Origin of the sequence: Clostridium sp. CM027, from assembly GCF_024730565.1 — a bacterium.
Classification (GTDB): Bacteria; Bacillota; Clostridia; order Clostridiales; family Clostridiaceae; genus Clostridium_AD; species Clostridium_AD estertheticum_B.
Genome location: NZ_CP077725.1, coordinates 1,433,773 through 1,448,519, shown reverse-complemented (window position 1 = coordinate 1,448,519; position 14,747 = coordinate 1,433,773). Strand labels below are relative to the sequence as shown.

Annotated in this window: 14 protein-coding genes and 1 pseudogene; 12 read left to right on the top strand and 3 right to left on the bottom strand. The window is 30.9% G+C overall.

What is annotated here, in order from left to right:
* Nucleotides 1-76 precede the first annotated feature (76 nt).
* The 11 genes and pseudogenes from KTC92_RS06950 (at nt 77) to KTC92_RS06900 (ending at nt 9,900) form a co-directional block, all read left to right on the top strand.
* A complete protein-coding gene (locus tag KTC92_RS06950; RefSeq protein WP_216303537.1) occupies nt 77-682 on the top strand; it encodes a GDSL-type esterase/lipase family protein in 606 nt (201 codons plus the stop codon).
* 12 nt (nt 683-694) lie between these two features.
* Nucleotides 695-2,101, top strand: coding sequence for an MBOAT family protein (locus tag KTC92_RS06945; RefSeq protein WP_216303536.1), 1,407 nt, complete (start codon nt 695-697; stop codon nt 2,099-2,101).
* Nucleotides 2,102-2,115: 14 nt separating this feature from the next.
* On the top strand, nt 2,116-2,403 hold the full coding sequence (locus tag KTC92_RS06940) for a DHHW family protein (RefSeq protein ID WP_216303535.1): 288 nt from the start codon (nt 2,116-2,118) through the stop codon (nt 2,401-2,403).
* 149 nt (nt 2,404-2,552) lie between these two features.
* On the top strand, nt 2,553-3,257 hold the full coding sequence (locus KTC92_RS06935) for an N-acetylmuramoyl-L-alanine amidase (protein WP_220286603.1): 705 nt from the start codon (nt 2,553-2,555) through the stop codon (nt 3,255-3,257).
* A gap of 51 nt (nt 3,258-3,308) precedes the next feature.
* Nucleotides 3,309-4,217, top strand: coding sequence for a polysaccharide deacetylase family protein (locus KTC92_RS06930; protein ID WP_220286604.1), 909 nt, complete (start codon nt 3,309-3,311; stop codon nt 4,215-4,217).
* A gap of 28 nt (nt 4,218-4,245) precedes the next feature.
* Nucleotides 4,246-4,449: pseudogene (locus KTC92_RS06925) on the top strand (cell wall hydrolase); the annotation flags it as partial.
* 614 nt (nt 4,450-5,063) lie between these two features.
* Nucleotides 5,064-5,720: a response regulator transcription factor gene (locus KTC92_RS06920; protein WP_220286605.1), complete on the top strand. Its 657-nt coding sequence runs from the start codon at nt 5,064-5,066 to the stop codon at nt 5,718-5,720.
* 3 nt (nt 5,721-5,723) lie between these two features.
* Entirely contained in the window at nt 5,724-7,172 is a 1,449-nt protein-coding gene (locus tag KTC92_RS06915; RefSeq protein ID WP_216303530.1) for a HAMP domain-containing sensor histidine kinase, read from the top strand.
* Nucleotides 7,162-7,917 carry a hypothetical protein gene (locus tag KTC92_RS06910; RefSeq protein WP_220286606.1) on the top strand — a complete coding sequence of 252 codons (756 nt, stop codon included), beginning with the start codon at nt 7,162-7,164 and terminating at the stop codon, nt 7,915-7,917. Before KTC92_RS06915 ends, KTC92_RS06910 begins: the two co-directional genes overlap by 11 nt.
* 294 nt (nt 7,918-8,211) lie before the next feature.
* Nucleotides 8,212-8,940, top strand: coding sequence for an N-acetylmuramoyl-L-alanine amidase (locus KTC92_RS06905; protein WP_220286607.1), 729 nt, complete (start codon nt 8,212-8,214; stop codon nt 8,938-8,940).
* A gap of 51 nt (nt 8,941-8,991) precedes the next feature.
* A complete protein-coding gene (locus tag KTC92_RS06900; protein ID WP_220286604.1) occupies nt 8,992-9,900 on the top strand; it encodes a polysaccharide deacetylase family protein in 909 nt (302 codons plus the stop codon).
* A 311-nt stretch (nt 9,901-10,211) separates the two neighbouring features.
* Here the strand turns inward: KTC92_RS06900 and KTC92_RS06890 are convergent, their stop codons facing one another.
* The 3 genes from KTC92_RS06890 to KTC92_RS06880 form a co-directional block, all read right to left on the bottom strand.
* Complete coding sequence (locus tag KTC92_RS06890) at nt 10,212-10,886, bottom strand: transcriptional regulator (protein WP_220286609.1); 675 nt, start codon at nt 10,884-10,886, stop codon at nt 10,212-10,214.
* A 136-nt stretch (nt 10,887-11,022) separates the two neighbouring features.
* Entirely contained in the window at nt 11,023-12,279 is a 1,257-nt protein-coding gene (locus tag KTC92_RS06885; protein ID WP_216303525.1) for a dicarboxylate/amino acid:cation symporter, read from the bottom strand.
* Between the two features lie 22 nt (nt 12,280-12,301).
* Nucleotides 12,302-13,486: a MalY/PatB family protein gene (locus tag KTC92_RS06880; RefSeq protein WP_216303524.1), complete on the bottom strand. Its 1,185-nt coding sequence runs from the start codon at nt 13,484-13,486 to the stop codon at nt 12,302-12,304.
* 314 nt (nt 13,487-13,800) lie between these two features.
* Here KTC92_RS06880 and KTC92_RS06875 point away from each other — a divergent pair, with 314 nt between their 5' ends.
* On the top strand, nt 13,801-14,670 hold the full coding sequence (locus KTC92_RS06875) for a polysaccharide deacetylase family protein (protein ID WP_220286610.1): 870 nt from the start codon (nt 13,801-13,803) through the stop codon (nt 14,668-14,670).
* The last annotated feature ends 77 nt before the right edge of the window (nt 14,671-14,747 follow it).

Here is a 14,747-nt window from a genome sequence, read left to right as displayed (position 1 = left end):
CTCTATCTTATCTGCACCTGTTCTGCATTTTACTATTGTAATATAAGTTTATCAAATAAAGAAAAGAGGTATTTTTATGAAAAAATTAATTATTAGTTTCCTTATGGGTATTCTTTTGATAGGTATGACTGCCTGCGGGAATACAAATGCTGCAAAGGATGTTACAGCTAAGTCTAAGAACAATGTGTTTATCGGAGATTCCATTACCGAAGGTTTTGTCATCAATGAAATTCTTCCTAAAGAAAGTGTAATAGCTGCGGCAGGAGCCACAGCCGGGTTTACGTATGATAAAATTGATGGCTTGACTAAAAAGAAACCGGACAACGTCTTTATCATGTTGGGATCGGATGACCTGTTCATGCCTGTGAAGGATCCTAAAGAATTATTCAGAAATGATTTAACAAAACTGATTAACAAGATAAAGGAAGAACAGCCCAATTGTAAGATATATCTCCAGTCCATAACACCTGTAACACAGGAGGCATTAAAACTAGAACCCCGCTATAAAAATGTAGATGAATACAATGAGCTTTTAAAGGAGTTGGCGGGCAAGTTATCAGTTAATTATATAGACATAGGAGCATTGGCAAAGGAAAACCCTGATTTATTTGCGGAAGATGGTGTTCACTTCAAGAAAGAATTTTATCAGCTGTGGTTGAAGAAACTTTCTAAATTATTATAGTGGAGGGACCATATGATATTCAGTAGTCTGTTTTTTACATTTGCTTTTTTGCCTATCACAGTAATTCTATATTATTCCTTAGGAAAGCACTTTAGGAATATTGTCCTGCTGACTGCAAGCCTGTTTTTTTATGCATGGGGAGAACCTATCTATGTGTTATTGATGTGCGGTTCCATAACGGTTAATTACTGTCTAGGCACTCTCTTAGGTAGATCTGATACCAGTAGCCGAAAAAGGAAGCTTTTTTTAATAATAAGCCTGGTGCTCAATTTAGGCTGTCTCGCTTATTTTAAATACATCGGCATGATCATAAGTACAATAGCATCAATTGGCAGTTGGAATTTGAATGCTGGAACACCAACGCTTCCCATAGGAATTTCGTTTTATACCTTTCAGACACTATCTTATGTGATTGATGTATATAGGGGAAAAATAAAGCAGCAGAAAAGCCTGATTCTATTTGCCCTTTATATTACTATGTTCCCGCAGTTGGTGGCAGGGCCTATTGTGAACTATGCAGACATTGAATCACAGTTAGCTTACAGGAGCATGAACTTCAAAAAATTCAACTCCGGGATGCAGCGCTTTCTGTGTGGTCTTGCGAAAAAGATGCTTCTTGCAAATAATATAGGACTACTATGGTCTGAAGTAAAAGCCATGCCAGGTACAGAAGTTTCAATGCTCATGGCATGGGCCGGGATTATTGCCTTTACATTACAGATTTATTTCGATTTTAGCGGGTATTCAGATATGGCTATCGGATTGGGAAAAATGTTTGGATTTCGTTTCAAGGAAAACTTCCAGTATCCATATATTTCGCAAAGTATTTCGGAATTTTGGCGCAGGTGGCATATCTCCCTAGGATCATGGTTTAAGGAATATGTATATATTTCTCTTGGTGGAAACCGTGTCGGTAAGTGGAAACTGATACGGAACATGTTCATTGTATGGTTTCTCACCGGGCTCTGGCATGGTGCAAGTTGGAATTTTGTTTTATGGGGGCTTTATTTTGGAGCTTTAATATTAATAGAAAAATTGTTTTTGCAGAAAAGCATGACAAGATGGCCAAAGGTTGTCCGTCATATATACTTATTGCTGTTTGTTGTTATAGGCTGGGTGCTTTTTGAATTTACCAACCTGACGGATATGCTCGGTTTTCTGCGGATCATGTCTGGAGTAGGAGGTAATGCGCTTATTAATAACCAAGCAATTGTGAAGCTAAAAGCTTATGCCATCTTATATATTGTTTGTATCATTGCGGCTTCACCTTGGCCTAAGGAACTGGCGTTAGTATTTGAAAGAAGTCATTACAATATTTATAAATTAGCAGTAACCGTGTATTATTGTGTACTAATGTTTTTTTCAACGGCATACATGGTTAGTTCAACCTACAACCCATTTATATATTTCCGATTTTGACCAGGAGGATTGATATGAGAATAAGTAACAAAAAAAAACTTGCCGTTATACAGAATATCGTGTGTATGTTGCCGCTTTTATTTATACTTGCTATGTTTATATTGAATCTTGCTCTACCGGCTAAAACCTATTCAAGAGAGGAGAGGCGTTACTTAGCACAATGGCCTGTTTTTCGTATTGAAAAAGTATTAGATGGCAGTTATGAGACTAAGGTTGAATCATATTTTTCTGATCAGTTCCCTTCTCGAAATTTTTGGGTTCATATCCAGAAAGGCTCCAATCAAATTTTATTTAAAAGGTAATTTTTATTACATTGCTGTGGATAGTAACATTAGCAACGATTGATCAATATGAGAGAAAAATGCTACAACTACAAGATCCTTCTGATACATATCAAATATGTCAGATAAACGATGAAGTTCAAGACAATGTAGAAAGAGGGTAAAAATCCATGAAAAAAAAGTTGTTGAAAATAAATATAAAAGCACTCTTTGTATTCTTATTAATCCTGGGATTGCTATTTATTAGTAATATGGTGAAAAAAGGAGAGAATGCTAATTCACAGAGTATTACTTCTAATTTTACAGTATGTATTGATGCAGGCCATGGCGGATATGATGTTGGTGCTACAAACTCATCGAATATTTTTGAAAAGGATGTAACATTAGCAATTGCTCTTAAAGTAGGCGATCTCTTAGAAAAAGATGGTATTAAGGTGTTATATACAAGGACTACTGATAAAGTGTCCTGGCCCTCTGATAATAAGCTAGATCTTAGAGCAAGAGTTAAAGTATCAAATGAGGCTAAAGCAGATGCATTTGTATCTATACATTGCAATGCTGCTACTGACTCTAGTTATCATGGAGTAGAAACCTGGTGTAGGTTTCCTAATACTGATGGTGAAAAACTTGCTAAAAGCATCCAAAAGGAACTTGGTAATAGTAATTACTCCGCCGATAGAGGTTTGAAATATGAATCTAATGGACACTCATTGGCTGTATTACGGCTTAATAATTCTGTTTCCGCATTAATTGAAATAGGTTTTTTAAGTAATTCTTCAGATGCTAATTTTGTAACATCTGAAAGTGGACAAGATGTATGTGCTAATAGTATAGCAAAAGGAATTTTAAATTATAAGTCATCAGTTAAAAAGTAATTAGTTTTTAACTAAAATTAATGTTTAGATATAACAAAGGAGAAAAAAATTATGAGAATAAAAAGCAATAAATTTAAGACAATAAGAAACACTGTAATTATAGTATTTTCTATTATATTATGTGCTTTATTTTATACAGGGTATACATGGGTTTCAGAAGTGAATGTTCAAGCCAAGGGAAATCAGGTATTACAGGCTAAGGCACAGGAAATAAAGGAAAAAGACGAAGCGGATAAGAAAGCTAAAGATTTAAATACTAAAGCCGCCAATGCTGCAGCTGATTATGATATACAAAAAGTATCAGATATATCTAGCGGTAGAGGCGTGAAAGATGGTAAGAAAATCGCGTTTCTTACTTTTGATGATGGCCCATCTACTACTGTAACACCACAAGTACTAGATGTATTAAAAGATAATAAAATAAAAGCAACCTTCTTTACTGTTGGAAACCTTATAGAATCTAATAATTCAAGTAAAGAGCTTATAAAAAGAATTTCCAAAGAAGGACATTCTATAGGAAATCATAGCTATAGTCATTCAATGAAAACATTATATCCTCATAACAGACTTGATGTAAGTATTTATATGGCTGAACTTGAGAAAACTAACAATATCTTAAAAGATATTTTAGGACAAGATTTTAATGCACGAGCAATGAGAATGCCAGGTGGATATATGTCTAGAGTGTACTACGATGATCCTAATTTGACTGAATTGAATGCCAAGTTAAAGGAAAAAGATATGTATAGTATAGATTGGAATGCATATATTTTCGATGCTGAGGGTAAAAACAAAACTGCACCCGAATTAGTAGAGGCATTTAAAGAATCTGTAGGTACACAAGAAAAAATAGTAGTATTAATGCACGATACATATGGTAAGGAAGAAACTGCAAAGGCATTACCTGAAATTATAGACTATCTAAAAATAAATGGATATGAATTTAAGATTATAAAATAACTTTCGGAGGGCACTGTAAAGTAATTTTGGAGGAGGTGAAAATGGGATGAAAGCTGTTGCTTCTGTGGTCATGAACGGAATTAATGAAGCTTATGACGAATATCTTAGGATAGGTCAAGGTGATTTAAGAAAAGTTATATTCCAGACAGGACAATTTGATCGTGTAGCCTCCGAACTTGGTGGCATTGCTAACCCTAAAACCATTTGGGCAAGTCCACTAGAACAAATACATTAGGGGGTAATAATCGCAAAACGCGGATTTTATACGTTAAGACATATATTACTAAAACACCGATATATTCAAAAAATTTGTTGAATATATCGGTGTTTTGCTTCCTTTTTTCAGTTTATCATTTGCCATTTTTATCTCTCGCTTAGTTAGTATTATCAATACTATAATTGTATTTTAACTAACTTGTTTTGATCAAAAAAATAAGAGCTTTATCATTTAGTGATTAAACCCTAGATATATCAGTGCTTTACACTGATGGTATATACTTTTTCGAGTTAGAACTATTACATATAATTGAAGAGAGATTTTCTGATTCACTATCATCTTTACTAATTATCATAGCTGTAAAAAACGTCAAAACGGCAATTAATTTTAACGATGATAAATATTATTAAAACTTTTAAGATTTACCTATACAAGGAAAAAAGTTAAAGTAGATATTAGACAATAGGATTAAAATATAATAATTTATTAGATAAGTATCTAAAACTTTACAACAACTTTACATATAGGATAATCTTCTCATATATAAATAGTTTATAATTTTACTTGCTAATTATTTATATTAATAAATTTGAATAAATAAAACAATAATATTATTGGAGGTGATTTGTTTGAAACAAAAGATTCTAATAGTAGAAGATGATTTAGCAATATCAAACTTAATCAGATTAAATTTAAATATAGCAAATTATGAAACTAAAGAAGTTTATGATGGCTTAGAAGCAATTAATATAATTGAAAATGAACCTTTTGATTTAATACTACTGGATGTTATGCTTCCAAATGCTGATGGTTTTACTATAATGGATAAAATAAGATATTTAGATATTCCTGTTATATTTCTTACTGCTAAAAACTCAGTTATTGATAAAGTAACTGGATTAAAATTAGGAGCAGAAGATTATATTGTAAAGCCCTTTGAGGCTCTAGAACTGTTAGCAAGAATTGAAACTGTTCTTAGAAGATATGGAAAAGCTAATGATGCTTTGGAATTTAAAGATATTAAAATATATTTAAAAGAAAGAATAGTAAAAAAAAGTGGCAAAATAGTAGATTTAACTCTTAAGGAATTTGAATTATTATGTATATTGGTGCAAAATAAAAATATAGCATTAACTAGAGATATACTATTAGAAAGAGTATGGAAATATGATTATTTTGGAGGAACTAGAACTGTTGATATGCATATAGGTTCAATTAGAAAAAAATTAGACCTAAATGATAATATTAAGACGGTTTATAAAATTGGCTACAGGTTGGAGGACTAATAGATGAAATTTTGGCAAAGAATATACATTTTATTTTTGACTTTATTTATTTTAACCTTTAGCTTTGCAGGAATTTTAATAATAGAAAAGATTCATAATGAAACATTAAAAAGAGAAGTAGATAGATGTTTAAGTGAACATTTGAGTATTTATTCAGGAGTGAATTTAAGTATTCCGGTGTATGACACTTTAAGAAGGTATTCCCGTAATACCAGCTCGGATGATGAAATTTTATCTAATGCCATCAATGATTATTACAAAAAATACAATGATAAAAATGTTTATGTAGAGATTTTAGATACAAATAATAAAAGTGTGTTTAGTAATATGAATTTTAAAATGCCTGATAAAAGAGAAGAAATCAATTCACTTCAACCAGATAAAAGACAATATATAATTAAGGATATAGGTAATAAATCATATATATTTATATCAAACTTGATAAATATAAATAATAAATCCTATAAATTTACTTATGCGCGAAATATTTCAGGAATTTATAAAGAAAGAGGAAATCAGTATGTTTTCTTTTTTAAACTAGACGTAGTAGTATCTTTAGTTTTCATGGCGTTTATGTATTTTGCAAGTAAATATATAACAAAACCAATCCAGAATCTTATAGGGGCTACTAAAAGAATAGTTAAAGGAAACTTTTCAGAAAAGGTAGAAATAAAATCTAAAGATGAATTTGGCGTGCTGGCAGAAAATTTCAATACAATGGCTGAGGTTGTTGAAGAAAAAATAAATGAATTAGAAAGAAATAATAATGAAAAGCAGAGGTTCATCGATAACTTGGCCCATGAATTAAAAACACCATTAACTTCTATAATAGGGTATGCAAATTTACTTCGTACCACCAAATATAATGAGGAAATTTTTATAGACGGTCTTGGCTATATATATGGAGAAGGAAAGCGGTTAGAGGAATTATCTTTTAGGCTAATGGACTTAATACTATTAAGAAAAGAAGAGTTTAAGCTGCAAAATGAAAGCATAAAAAACATTGTTCTTGAAGTAAAAGGGTCATTGCTTCCAAAACTTATTGAAAAAAACATAAGCTTAGTAATAGAGGACAATGATTTTGAAATGATGATGCAACGTGATTTAATGAAGGTACTACTAACTAATCTTATAGACAATGCTATAAAAGCTTCTAAGGTTAAATCAGAAATTCACATTGGTATTAACAAATATAAATATGAAGTTGAAATAAAAGATCATGGCATAGGGATTGCTAAGGAACATATAGATAAGATCTTTGAACCCTTCTATATGGTTGATAAAGCAAGAACTAGGGCAAGTAATGGTGCCGGATTAGGTTTATCAATATGTAAAAAGATATTGGATATTCATAGTGGATGCTTTGTAGTTGAAAGTGAAATAGATAAGGGAACTTCAATTAAATTAATATTTAATACTTGTAAAGGTGGTGACTCCTTTCATGAAACATAAAATAATACTTCTCGTATTATTGATTTCTAGTATTTTTTTAACTTCCTGTAGTGATTTTAGTAACATAAAAAAAAATCAACTGGTAGTTATAAAGCTTGATAAAAATACTATATCTACTTCAGATATAGTGAATGGAAAAAAAATCTTAACAGAGGAAGGAGCAAAATTAAAAGCTCTAGAAATTTTAGAAAAATATTTTAATGTGAAACTTTACCTGACAGAGGTTGGAAGTAATGTTCAGTTCTTTAGTTCATCAATGTTAAAAAAAGATTTAGAGCTGATAAAGCCAAGTAATTATTCAAAAACGCAATTGGAATATAGTAAATCTGTGTTAGAAAACGGTTTATATAATGTAGAATTTTTTACAAGAGTAGAAAAGAAAACACAAAATACAAATTACACAGGCTATGTTATGAAAATAGATTCAAAAACAGGAGAATGTATATATTTTAACAGTTATGATAGTGAGATTATACCTTCTTCAAACAGTAGTATTGATATAACCGAAGCAAAAAAAATAGCAAAAGAATTTATACTAAAAAATAATATTGCTAATATTAAAAATATAAAGTTAGTTAATCAAAATCCGAAAAGCGTAAAGGAGCCAGTTGGATGCAGTTTAGTATACGAGGATGCTGACGTAGCTAGTAATAAGGTAATAATTTCTATTGATGAGAGCACTAAAAAAATATACAGTTTCTCAATAGGAGTAATGGCGATAATTCAATCTAATACTAGTTGGTAAGAAAATAAACAAATGGAATAAAATCATAAAACTTACTACTTTAGTGTAAGTGACATAAATAAGAAAAGGCATCCCATATTCGGAATGCTTTTTCTTATATATGTCTCTTTACAAAATACTCACCTTTAACAAAATCTTATTTTGTTAAAAGTGAGTATTTTTTTAGAACTAGATAATTCTTTTCTTTACATATGCTTTACAACTATTAAAAACTTCTGATATATTCTCCTATTATAATTAAATATATCAGATAAACGATAAAAAGCAAAAACAATGTAGAAAGAAGGGAAATCTATGAAAAAAAAGTTGTCGAAAATAAGTATAAAAGCACTCTTTGTATTCTTATTAATCTTGGGATTGCTATTTATTAGTAATCCAGTAAAAAAAGGAGCGAATGCTAATCCACAGATTATTAATAACCACGAGCAAAAGAGTAATACTTCTAATTTTACAGTATGTATTGATGCAGGCCATGGCGGATATGATGTTGGTGCTACAAACTCATCGAATATTTTTGAAAAGGATGTAACATTAGCAATTGCTCTTAAAGTAGGCGATCTCTTAGAAAAAGATGGTATTAAGGTGTTATATACAAGGACTACTGATAAAGTGTCCTGGCCCTCTGATAATAAGCTAGATCTTAGAGCAAGAGTTAAAGTATCAAATGAGGCTAAAGCAGATGCATTTGTATCTATACATTGCAATGCTGCTACTGACTCTAGTTATCATGGAGTAGAAACCTGGTGTAGGTTTCCTAATACTGATGGTGAAAAACTTGCTAAAAGCATCCAAAAGGAACTTGGTAATAGTAATTACTCCGCCGATAGAGGTTTGAAATATGAATCTAATGGACACTCATTGGCTGTATTACGGCTTAATAATTCTGTTTCCGCATTAATTGAAATAGGTTTTTTAAGTAATTCTTCAGATGCTAATTTTGTAACATCTGAAAGTGGACAAGATGTATGTGCTAATAGTATAGCAAAAGGAATTTTAAATTATAAGTCATCAGTTAAAAAGTAATTAGTTTTTAACTAAAATTAATGTTTAGATATAACAAAGGAGAAAAAAATTATGAGAATAAAAAGCAATAAATTTAAGACAATAAGAAACACTGTAATTATAGTATTTTCTATTATATTATGTGCTTTATTTTATACAGGGTATACATGGGTTTCAGAAGTGAATGTTCAAGCCAAGGGAAATCAGGTATTACAGGCTAAGGCACAGGAAATAAAGGAAAAAGACGAAGCGGATAAGAAAGCTAAAGATTTAAATACTAAAGCCGCCAATGCTGCAGCTGATTATGATATACAAAAAGTATCAGATATATCTAGCGGTAGAGGCGTGAAAGATGGTAAGAAAATCGCGTTTCTTACTTTTGATGATGGCCCATCTACTACTGTAACACCACAAGTACTAGATGTATTAAAAGATAATAAAATAAAAGCAACCTTCTTTACTGTTGGAAACCTTATAGAATCTAATAATTCAAGTAAAGAGCTTATAAAAAGAATTTCCAAAGAAGGACATTCTATAGGAAATCATAGCTATAGTCATTCAATGAAAACATTATATCCTCATAACAGACTTGATGTAAGTATTTATATGGCTGAACTTGAGAAAACTAACAATATCTTAAAAGATATTTTAGGACAAGATTTTAATGCACGAGCAATGAGAATGCCAGGTGGATATATGTCTAGAGTGTACTACGATGATCCTAATTTGACTGAATTGAATGCCAAGTTAAAGGAAAAAGATATGTATAGTATAGATTGGAATGCATATATTTTCGATGCTGAGGGTAAAAACAAAACTGCACCCGAATTAGTAGAGGCATTTAAAGAATCTGTAGGTACACAAGAAAAAATAGTAGTATTAATGCACGATACATATGGTAAGGAAGAAACTGCAAAGGCATTACCTGAAATTATAGACTATCTAAAAATAAATGGATATGAATTTAAGATTATAAAATAACTTAAGGCAGTATTTGTAATATAATGGTATAAAACAACTTATAAGTGTTGCCTAATTAGTGTAGCGAAGGCGCGATAATTAATGATGCCCGTAACTTACTCGGAAATGGTGGGTATTAAATTCAAAGCGTAGATATGACAGGCGCCATCGCTGAAGATGAAGGGATGGTATGTGGAGGAATCATGGAGGTAATAATAGAGTCTTTTTAAACATCACGAGTACGGTTGCATTTATTTTTAGTTAAATAAAATATACTTGTCCATATCTAAAGGTTACAATTAAAATAATTACAAAAGCTATAAGTCTTAATCTTATTCTTGGTTTTTTATTTTCTGAACATATCTATAAATGGTGGCTTCTGATGAGCCTAATGTTTTAGCAAGTTGTTTAACGGCACCTTTTAATAGAAAGATTCCTTTTTGATGAAGTTCCTCGACTATATGAATCTTATCTTCTTGTTTTAAATATTCAATAGTAATACCTTTAGCAGAGGTTATTTTATTAATTGAACATTGAGCTAATTCTTCAATGATTGAAGAGAGATTTTCTGATTCACTATCATCTTTACGTTCTAATTCAGGTTCTTTTTTATAAAGAGAATATACCTTTGAAACAGTTTCCATCAAAGTATTAAGTGCTGTTTCATCAGTGTTCACAGATATAAGACCAATTAAATTCATATCATCATCTCTTATAAAAAAAGTTGACGAACGTAGGGAGTTATTTATTTTATTATCTCCGTTATAATTAGTAATAAAATCATTTTTTTCATTTGAATTTTCTTTTAGTATTTTTAAAATTAAATCTGTTGCAGGAGCACCAACTTCTCTTTTGGAAATATAGTTATTTTTTATACTAATAATAGAATGGTCTAAATCTGTTAAGTCGTGTAAAGCCACTTCACTATTTTTACCCAAAATCGCAGCAATAAAATCTACCAACGGAATATATTTATTTAATTTATTCTGTATAAGTTTAGATGACATTTTTTCACCTCATAAATATCTTTATATTTAGCCTTGTGCATATTGCAAAGTGTTGTCTTTATAGAATTTTAACTGAAGAAGATATAATTCCAGTGAAAATATAATATTTACTGGAATTATAGTACTATCTCCTAACTTACATAAATGATTCTGTTTCTATATGAGATATTTTATTAGTGGCAATTTTTTTATCAGCCCAGTTTTTACCTTCAATAATGCGAGAAATAATCATTGCAACCCCAGTATCACCAGTAGCGTTAATTGCTGTTGCTGGTGCGTCTGTTATTGTTCCAATTAAAACCATAATTGGAATTGAAACAGCCGGAAATCCAAAAGCAGCTACAATAAATATTTCTCCAACATAGCCACCTGCCGGTATTGCACCCATTACTGATGAGGCTACTACAGATACTACAATAGCAGTCAATAAGTTTTTAGGATCCAGAAAGTTAATGTTAAAAATAGAACACATAAATGCAATTTTTAAAATTGAAATTAAACACGCTCCATCTTTATGAAGATTACAACCCATAGGAATAGTAATATTCTTAATATCTTCTGGAATGCCAATGTTTTTTGAGGCAATAAGATTACTCGGAATACTTGCAGCACTAGAGCACGTACCTAAAGATGTTAAAGCTGGCGGAACAATGTGTTTCCAAAAATTTCTAATTCCTCTATTTCCATCACCAATGAAAGCGAAAATAGTATTTGCTAAAAAGAAATATATTAGAGCCGCTATAAAATATATTATTAATGCTCTTGATAGTGGTCCTGCAATTTCATCACCATACTGCCCAATCAAAGTAGCGAAGAATGCACCTAGTCCTATTGGGGCTAAAAGCATGACATATCCAACCATTTTCATAATAACACTAGATAGTGAGTCAAATAATTGCATTACAGGTTTTCCTTTTTCTCCTATAGCAACAGTAGATACTCCAAAAAACATAGAAAAAACAATTAAAGCCATCAAATTTTTTCTTGACCATAACAGTGAAAAGTCATTTACTGTAAACATCGATAAAAAATTACTACTGCTCGTCATATCCTTTACTGTTTCATTCATAACGATATTTGCTCCATGAGCTGGATCAAACACTCCACAGATGACAGCCATATAAACGCTGGCTATGATTTCTGTTACAATAAACAATACCATCATGATAGATAACACTTTACCAAGTTTGTGCAAATTCTCCATATTAGCAATGGAAGATACTAAAGATACGAAAATCATAGGGACTACACAACAATATAATAAATTTAGAAAAACATCTGCTATAGGAGTAAGAAGTACAGCTTTTGGTCCAAGTATCCATCCTACAATGGACCCTACTAACATTCCCCCAAGGAGGATAAAAGAAAATTTATAATTCTTTAAAAACTTCATTAGTGTTCCTCGCCTTCTATTTTTACAAAGAATTGATATTCTTTATGATGTTGTCTACAGCCATTTCAACATATTTGGGATCAGTAGCCATATTGAGTCTAACAAAACCTTTGCAATCTTTACTAAACAACTCACCTAAATCAACAGCAAGTCTACATTTGTCCTGTATAAAGGTTTTTGTGTCCTTAGGATCTATATATTCTCGTAAATCTAACCAAGCAAGATAGGTTCCTTCTAATGGCGTAATAATTATTTTTGGTGCTTTTTCATTTAGTCTGGTTTTAACATAGTTATAATTATATCGTATTACATCTAGTAAAGAATCTAACCACTCTTTTCCATGGCTATAAGCAGCTTCTGCTGCAGTGAGTCCCATGATATTTACTTCTGTTTGATTAACAGTTTTTGCATAAGCGTCATATTTAGCTCTTATTTCTTCATTGGATATGATTATATGGGAATTTAATAACCCAGCTAGATTGAAAGTTTTTGACGGTGCTGTAACTGTTATTAGATTATCTGCATACTTTCCGCAACTTACAATCGCTGCTGGAATTTGAACATTTTTTCCAACTATAATATCCTGATGAATCTCATCTGAAACAACAAGTACATTGTGTTTTTTACATATAGACAAAACTTTATCCAATTCTTCTTCTGTCCAAACTCTACCAACTGGATTATGAGGAGAGCATTGGATAAATAATTTGACGTCGTTTTCAACAATATTCTTTTCAAAATTCTCGAAATCAATAGTATATACTCCGTTAGTATTAATTAATTCCGATGTAATCAATTTTCTTCCATTATCGTTTACCGCATTGTGGAAGGGATAATAAACTGGAGTAATAATCATTACTGAGTCATTGGGTTTTGTAAAAGCATTAACAAACCAGTATAAGGCAAGAACAACACCAGTTGAAAAACGCATCCATTCTTTATTTATCTCATAATTATGTTCATTCTTTTCCCACTTAATGAAGGCATCATAATAGGATTCAGGTACATAAGAATATCCAAATATTCCGTGTTGAATTCTTTTCTTCAGTGCATCAACTACAACTTCAGGAGTTTTAAATTCCATGTCTGCAACCCACATAGCAATTAAATCTTTATCACCATAACGCTTATCTAGTGCATCCCATTTTAAGGAGTTTGTCCCTAACCTATCTATTGAATACTTTTCACAAAATTCTTTGATATTCATTATAAAAGCTCCTTTTTTTTTATAAATTAGCTATTGCGTAAACTTCGACTAATACTTTTTATACGTTTACAATATTATATAAACTAAATAGCCATTAATTTATTATAACAATATATTATCATAGCTGTAAAAAAACGTCAACATAATAAATTATCTTAATCTTGATAAATTTTTATTAAAATTAAGATAATTTATTTTAGAATAATTTATGGATGCGAAGCATATGGTTATGTGAAAGATGAAATATTGGCTGAAGATTATTTAGTTTTTGTACTAGAATTAATGGTTAGATATAACAGGGGGAGAAAAGAATTATGAGAAGAAAAAGTAATGATTTTAATACAACAAGTAGCACTGTAAATATAGTGTTTTTTATTGTATTATGCAGTTTATTTTATACAAGCTATACATGGTTTTCTAAAGGGGCGAAAGCCGCTAATGCCGCTAATGCCACTAATGCCACTAATGCCACTAATGCCACTAATGCTGCAAATGTTGCAGCTGATTATGATATACAAAAAATATCGGCCATAGCTAGCTGCAAAGGGGAGAAGGATGGCAAAAAAATGGCATTTCTTACTTTTGATGATGGGCCGTCTACTACGGTAACACCTCAAGTACTAGATGTATTAAAAAATAATAACATAAAAGCGACCTTCTTTACAGTTGGAAAATTTATAGAATCTAATAATTCGAGTAAAGTGATTATAAAAAGAATTTTCAAAGAGGGACATGCTATAGGAAATCATAGTTATAGTCACTCATTGAAAACCTTATATCCCCATAACAGACTTGATGTAAGTACTTATATGGCTGAAATTGAGAAAACTAACAATATCTTAAAAGATATTTTAGGACAGGATTTTAATGACCGAGCAATAAGGATGCCAGGTGGTTATATGTCTAGAGTGTACTATAAAGATCCTAAGTTGATTGAATTGAACGCTAAGTTAAAAGAAAAAGATCTGTATAGTATAGATTGGAATGCATACATTTTCGATGCTGAGGGTAAAAAGAAAACTGCACCCGAATTAGTAGAGGCATTTAAAAAATCTGTAAGTACACAAGAAAAAGTAGTAGTATTAATGCACGATACCTATGGTAAGGAAGAAACTGCAAAAGCATTACCTGAAATTATAGACTATCTAAAAATAAATGGATATGAATTTAAGATTATAAAATAACTTTAAATATGTTTGGAACATAATGGTATAATTGACTTAGAAGTGTTGCCTAATTGTAGGAAAATAAGAAAATTATA

Bases quoted from the DNA above. Each gene is read 5' to 3' on its own strand.
- KTC92_RS06950 (WP_216303537.1), top strand. From the start codon at position 77: ATGAAAAAATTAATTATTAGTTTCCTTATGGGTATTCTTTTGATAGGT.
- KTC92_RS06945 (WP_216303536.1), top strand. From the start codon at position 695: ATGATATTCAGTAGTCTGTTTTTTACATTTGCTTTTTTGCCTATCACA.
- KTC92_RS06940 (WP_216303535.1), top strand. From the start codon at position 2,116: ATGAGAATAAGTAACAAAAAAAAACTTGCCGTTATACAGAATATCGTG.
- KTC92_RS06935 (WP_220286603.1), top strand. From the start codon at position 2,553: ATGAAAAAAAAGTTGTTGAAAATAAATATAAAAGCACTCTTTGTATTC.
- KTC92_RS06930 (WP_220286604.1), top strand. From the start codon at position 3,309: ATGAGAATAAAAAGCAATAAATTTAAGACAATAAGAAACACTGTAATT.
- KTC92_RS06915 (WP_216303530.1), top strand. From the start codon at position 5,724: ATGAAATTTTGGCAAAGAATATACATTTTATTTTTGACTTTATTTATT.
- KTC92_RS06910 (WP_220286606.1), top strand. From the start codon at position 7,162: ATGAAACATAAAATAATACTTCTCGTATTATTGATTTCTAGTATTTTT.
- KTC92_RS06905 (WP_220286607.1), top strand. From the start codon at position 8,212: ATGAAAAAAAAGTTGTCGAAAATAAGTATAAAAGCACTCTTTGTATTC.
- KTC92_RS06900 (WP_220286604.1), top strand. From the start codon at position 8,992: ATGAGAATAAAAAGCAATAAATTTAAGACAATAAGAAACACTGTAATT.
- KTC92_RS06890 (WP_220286609.1), bottom strand. From the start codon at position 10,886: ATGTCATCTAAACTTATACAGAATAAATTAAATAAATATATTCCGTTG.
- KTC92_RS06885 (WP_216303525.1), bottom strand. From the start codon at position 12,279: ATGAAGTTTTTAAAGAATTATAAATTTTCTTTTATCCTCCTTGGGGGA.
- KTC92_RS06880 (WP_216303524.1), bottom strand. From the start codon at position 13,486: ATGAATATCAAAGAATTTTGTGAAAAGTATTCAATAGATAGGTTAGGG.
- KTC92_RS06875 (WP_220286610.1), top strand. From the start codon at position 13,801: ATGAGAAGAAAAAGTAATGATTTTAATACAACAAGTAGCACTGTAAAT.